We start from the raw sequence: 4,222 nt of genomic DNA, 5'->3' as shown, positions 1-4,222 counted from the left end.
CAACTGGAAGGCGAACCCTGGCCGGTCGAGCGTGAACTCGCCGATTCCGTCGACCCCGCACGATTCCTTCTACGCGCATTGCGACAAGGCGAATTCACTTAACTTAGCGATGAAAACCTTTTCAACTGGAAGGCGAACCCTGGCCGGTCGAGCGTGAACTCGCCGATTCCGTCGACCCCGCACGATTCCTTCTACGCGCATTGCGACAAGGCGAATTCACTTAACTTAGCGATGAAAACCTTTTCCACTGCACCCTGTGGATAAGTCGTCGAATTTCACGCGAATGGGCTGTGTACTCGCTGTGGGCGTAAACGGGACAACTTGGCCGGCAGCCAAATTGCGCAAAAGTTGTTCGGAGTTGGCCCTTTGGCGCGCACACCTTCACGGCGCGCTTGTGCGCTCTGCAAGCAGCTGTTAACAATGACGAAAACAGGGTTATCCACAGAAAAGCGCCGTCCTTGTTAACTACTACTACGTATATATAAACAAAACTTGTAAACCTTAAAACAGACGTCATCGGCAGCGCAGAAAGTGGGAAAACACCCGTTTCGACAAGCCGGCATCGCGATTTCACGGTAGGAATTTCCTTAAGTGCAAATGCGGAAATTCATTGTTACCGCTTCAGTTCGACGCTCGCCGGGCATGCGCAGTCGAGGCCAAGAGCTATGGCACAATCGCCGTTCTTTCGTTTAGCCGCTTCGCCGGCACGTCGCTTGGCGGGATCGCGCCAACGCGCGCAGCGGTCACCCACGCTGTGAACTCAGCAGCCGGGCCATTTGACCCACGTGTCGGACCGGCCATACGTAACAACAAACGCAACGACTCGCGGTCCGGGAACTGGTTGCGCATCAGGTAGCGCACGCCGCGACGAAACGTCCCTTTACCGCCCATCCGCACTAGCTGCGAAGGAGAATTCCTCACGATGAAGTCGGCCTTTTCATTCCTACCCGTCTGGCCGCTCACACCCGATGCCATTTTCTGGGCCGGGCTCGCGCTGCTGGCGGCTGGCCTCTGTGGCGAATTGTTATGGCGCGCCTGGCGTTTGCCGCGGATTACCGGATATGCCGTCATCGGTCTGATTGCGGGAAATGCGGGTTTTGGTGTTATCGATGGCAGTTCTGCGGGTCTTTCGCGACCTTTGCTCGATGTAGCGCTCGGCCTGCTCCTGTTCGAACTCGGCAGCCGGCTCGATTTGCGCTGGATTCGCCGTAATCCCTATCTGATCTTGTCGAGCATTGCTGAAAGCACGCTGACATTTGGCTTCGTCCTGATTGCGCTGACGCTGTGCAAAGTACCGATAATGCCGTCCATCGTGGTCGCGGCAATCGCTATGGCGACTTCACCGGCAATGGTGATCCAGCTTCGCACCGAGTTGCGCGCCGAAGGTCAGGTCACGCAGCGCCTCCTGACGCTGACTGCGCTCAACAGCATGTACGCCGTGGTCGTCGAAAAGCTCGCGGCCGGCGTGCTGCATCAGGAAATCTACGGCAATACGCTTGCGACCATCGTGCAGCCGCTTTATTTGCTGCTCGGTTCACTCGTTCTTGCGCTCGCTCTCGCGCTTGCGTGCAACCTGTTGTACAGACGGCTCAACACCAACGACGAACATTCTTTCGTCGCGTTGTTCGGCCTCGTGCTGCTGGCGATTGCGATCGCGCACATCTTCAAGCTGTCGACCATTCTTGCGCTGCTGGCGGCCGGCATCATCGTGAAGAATTCGAATGAGCGGCCGCAGCTCTGGCCAACGCACTTCGGCACGGCCGGCTGGCTGCTCACCGTGATCCTGTTTGCTTTGACGCTCACCGCGTTCGAATGGCGCGATATCGCGCTTGGTGGTGTGGCGGCGCTGGCGCTTATCGTGGCGCGGTTCATCGGCAAGCTGGCCGGCGTGCTGATCTTCGCGAAACCCAGCGGGCTGAACTGGAAGCAGGGCGCGGCGCTCGGCGTGGCGCTCACGCCCATGTCGGCGCTCGCCTATCTTCTCGTCGACGATATGTACGTTCTGTATCCCGATTACGACCCGACCCTGCGCGCGATCGTGATGTGTTCGATCGTCATACTGCAGATCGTGACGCCGTTTCTGGTGTACCGAAGCTTGTCGGCGGTCGGCGAGCGGCGCGAGTAAGTCGATCAAACAAGTTGGTGTAACAAGTCGCTGCAATAAATCGCTGGCGTAGTTGCTTTAACAAGGCTTTGTCAATCAAGAGGCACCATGTCACTCGAACCTTTCATCAATTCGGAGCCGTTCACGTTCGGCGTCGAACTCGAGATCCAGGTTGTCAACACGCACGATTACGACCTGACCAAGGCCGCGTCCGACCTGATGCGTCTCGTCAAGGACGAAAAGATTCCTGGCAGCATCACGCCGGAGATCACGGAAAGCATGATCGAGTTGTCCACGGGCATCTGTACGACGCATGAACAGGCCGTAACCGACCTCCACAAGATCCGCGACACGCTCGTGGCCGCTGCTGACCACCTGAACGTCGGGCTGTGTGGCGGTGGCACGCACGCCTTCCAGCAGTGGAGCGACCGCCAGATCTTCGATACCCCGCGCTTTCAGTACCTTTCCGAGCTTTACGGTTATCTGGCGAAGCAGTTCACCGTGTTCGGTCAGCATGTGCACATTGGCTGCCCGGACCCGGACAGCGCGCTGTTCCTGCTGCACTCCATGTCGCGCTACATTCCGCATTTCATTGCGTTGTCGGCTTCGTCGCCGTATGTGCAGGGCGTCGATACCGGCTTTCATTCCGCACGCCTGAACTCCGTGTTTGCGTTCCCGCTGTCGGGCCGCGCGCCGTTCACGCTGACCTGGGACAGCTTCGAGGAATATTTCTCGAAGATGGTCAGCACCGGCGTGGTCAACAGCATGAAGGATTTCTACTGGGATATCCGGCCGAAGCCGGGTTTCGGAACCATCGAAGTGCGTGTGATGGATACGCCTTTGTCGGTGGATCGCGCGGCGGCGATTGCGTGCTATATCCAGACGCTCGCGCGATATCTGCTGCTCGACAAGCCGTTGACGTTGAAAGAAGACGATTACCTCGTCTACACGTTCAACCGGTTCGAGGCGTGCCGCTTTGGCCTGGAAGGCAGTTGCATCGATCCGCAGTCGGGCGAACGGCGCACGATCGCGGAAGACATCCTTGCCACGCTTGATCTCATTGCGCCTCACGCCGATGCCCTTGGTTCAAACGAAGCGCTGCGCCAGGTCGGCGATATCGCGCGCAGCAACATGAACGACGCGACCTGGCTACGCGGTGTTTTCGACCGCGAACGTTCGCTGCACGAAGCTGTTCGTCAGCAATGCCTGCAGTGGCGGGAATGAAGGAGATCCGCAAGGAAGCATCAAAACTTCTGTACGAACCCGCTGACCGGCGGGTTTTTTTTCGTCGATATGATTTGCGGCAAATAATCACATTCAGACAATCTTCAAGCCGATAACCCGTCTCTAAGGTTTACCGTCACGAAGTCGTATACATACGTAATAGTAGTTAACAAGCAACGCCCTTTTCTGTGGACAACCGTCAAAAACGTCGTTTACTCAACAGTTTGGAGTGCGCATAACCATAAGGCGAAAGCTTGCGCGGGCGGGGGGAACACGGGATAACACACGAGACGTTTTTCACGGACGCGGGGTTATCAAGAATCGACGCACATCGGATAATGCGGTTATCCACTGCCTTATCCACACGCTTTCGTGAATAAGTAAGGTGTACGTTTGTTCCGCCTCGCTTAGAATGTCGTTTGCCGAGGCTGGCTTACCGGGGGGTTGTAGTAAGCCGGTGAAAATAAAGAGAGCGCGCGACTTGGCAAATTAGGCGGCGCAAAGAAACACAAAGCATGATCCGGACGACGAACGAGTAGCATCGCGTGGTTCGTCCGAATTTTGAGACGGTTGTAGATAAGTTAGGATTCGCCGGTTGGACTAGCCGACGATCGAGCCAGCAGCGGCTTGGGCAAAACGAGCGGGGTCTGACGTTTTGCCGGTGTTCAAAGCTGCTGCCGAACATCAGATAAGCATCAAGAAAGACGAAGCGAACGACTATGAGCGAAGGCGTATACGGAGAGCAGGCTACAGGGCGGGTGACCCACGGCTTGCTGCGGTTGAGCACGGCAATGCGCAGCCAGGCATGGGAATGGGCCGAGGGTGCGGGACTCACGCCGACCCAGGGTGAGATCCTGGTGCTGCTGATGCAGCGGCGCGGGCCGATGCGGCTTA

At 57.2% G+C, this 4,222-nt stretch carries 2 protein-coding genes and 1 pseudogene; all 3 read left to right on the top strand.

Going from position 1 to position 4,222, the window contains the following annotated elements; all coding sequences use genetic code 11:
• Window positions 1–922 precede the first annotated feature (922 nt).
• Window positions 923–2,125 carry a cation:proton antiporter gene (locus ACRXB1_RS31915; RefSeq protein WP_075359109.1) on the top strand — a complete coding sequence of 401 codons (1,203 nt, stop codon included), beginning with the start codon at window positions 923–925 and terminating at the stop codon, window positions 2,123–2,125.
• A gap of 87 nt (window positions 2,126–2,212) precedes the next feature.
• The gene (locus tag ACRXB1_RS31910) at window positions 2,213–3,328 is read left to right on the top strand and encodes a YbdK family carboxylate-amine ligase (RefSeq protein WP_062168480.1); all 1,116 of its coding nucleotides are present in this window, start codon (window positions 2,213–2,215) and stop codon (window positions 3,326–3,328) included.
• A gap of 719 nt (window positions 3,329–4,047) precedes the next feature.
• Window positions 4,048–4,222 (top strand): annotated as a pseudogene (locus tag ACRXB1_RS31905) (MarR family transcriptional regulator); the annotation flags it as partial.

Source organism: Caballeronia sp. M23-90 (genome assembly GCF_053574605.1).
The sequence above is the reverse complement of the archived record's forward strand: the minus strand, read 5'-3'. Positions and strand labels throughout refer to the sequence as shown.

Bases quoted from the DNA above. Each gene is read 5' to 3' on its own strand.
- ACRXB1_RS31915 (WP_075359109.1), top strand. From the start codon at position 923: ATGAAGTCGGCCTTTTCATTCCTACCCGTCTGGCCGCTCACACCCGAT.
- ACRXB1_RS31910 (WP_062168480.1), top strand. From the start codon at position 2,213: ATGTCACTCGAACCTTTCATCAATTCGGAGCCGTTCACGTTCGGCGTC.